The sequence below is a fragment of the Ulvibacter sp. 2210JD10-4 genome (genome assembly GCF_058148525.1).
In genome coordinates, this window is the sequence record NZ_JBYVJZ010000115.1 from 1 (window position 1) to 234 (window position 234).

Genomic DNA, 234 nt, shown 5'->3' on the forward strand with positions numbered 1-234 from the left:
GCGGAGCCTAAGAAGCGGACACCCCTGGATCTTTACCAATAGTATTGAAAAAATCCATAAAGAAGGAAATCCCGGTGACATTTCCATTATTTTCAGCCATACTAAAAATAAAGTGATAGGGGTGGGGCTTTACGATCCTGATTCTCCTATCCGTATCAAAATACTACATATTGGAGTAGGAGCTACTGTCAATGCATATTTCTTTTCAGAAAAAATAAATAAGGCGTGTGCGCT

Annotated in this window: 1 pseudogene; it reads left to right on the forward strand. The window is 39.3% G+C overall.

Annotation, left to right across the window (positions count from 1 at the left end):
* Window positions 1-234 (forward strand): annotated as a pseudogene (locus ACY2RT_RS15705) (class I SAM-dependent rRNA methyltransferase); the annotation flags it as partial.